The organism is Streptomyces sp. NPDC051172, from assembly GCF_040682555.1.
Lineage (GTDB): Bacteria > Actinomycetota > Actinomycetes > Streptomycetales > Streptomycetaceae > Streptomyces.
In genome coordinates, this window is sequence record NZ_JBFBBE010000467.1 from 1 (window position 1) to 1067 (window position 1067).

Annotated in this window: 1 protein-coding gene; it reads right to left on the reverse strand. The window is 72.5% G+C overall.

The features are described from left to right. The coding region (locus AB0N07_RS51995; RefSeq protein WP_365848114.1) for a M20/M25/M40 family metallo-hydrolase at window positions 1-997 on the reverse strand (997 nt) is incomplete at its 3' end. Window positions 998-1067: the final 70 nt, after the last annotated feature.

Here is a 1067-nt window from a genome sequence, read left to right on the forward strand (position 1 = left end):
CGATCGTGGCGAGCGCGGACTCCTCCTCCCCGGGGATCAGGCGGACGTCCACGGTTCCGGTGGCCGAGGACGGGATGACGTTGTGCTTGTAGCCGGCGGTCAGCCCCGTCGGGTTGGACGAGGTGCGCAGGGTGCCGGCCACCCAGGACCGGGCCTGCCCGAGGGCGTCGAGCTGCGGCGTCGGGTCCGTCTCGTCGAAGTCCACGCCCATGATCTCGGCCACCTGTTCGAGCAGCGCGCGCGTGGTCTTGGTGTACACGAGCGGCCACTCGTGCCCGCCGATGCGGGTCATGGCGCCGGCCAGCCGGGTGACCGCGTTGTCCGGGTGCGGGGCCGAGCCGTGCCCGGGGGCGCCCTGCGCGGTGAGGTTGAGCCAGGTGAGCCCCTTCTCCGCGGTCTGCACGAGGTAGGCGCGCGAGCCGTGCACCTCGGTGGAGAAGCCCCCCACCTCGGAGATCGCCTCGGTGCACCCGTCGAACACCTCGGGGTGGTGGTCCACGACCCAGCGTGCGCCGTAGACGCCGCCGGCCTCCTCGTCGGCGAAGAACGCGACCGTCAGGGGGCGCCGCGGCCGGCGGCCCGTGCGGGCCAGGTGCAGCAGCACCGCGAGCACCATGGCGTCCATGCCCTTCATGTCCACGGCGCCGCGCCCCCAGATCATGCCGTCCTTGAGCTCGGCACCGAACGGGTCCACGCTCCACTCGTCCGCCTCGGCGGGGACCACGTCCGTGTGCCCATGGATGACGAGCCCCGGCGCCTCCGGATCCCAGCCCGGCAGGTGCCCGACGACGGAGACCCGGCCCGGCGCCGACTCGAAGAAGCGGGGGGTCATCCCCGCCTCGGCCATGAGCCGGGCACAGTACTCCGCGGCCTCGGGCTCACCGACGGAGACGTTGCCCCCGCGGTTGGTCGTGTCGATCCGGATGAGGTCGCGGCAGATCTCCACGACGCGGCCCTCGGGGCGCGGGCGGGCGGGGTTCACGATGTTCTCGGCCATGGTTTTGAGCCTAGCCCGAACCCGTGCTATCTTTCTCGAGTTGCCCGGAGCGGGATGGACCGGACAGGAC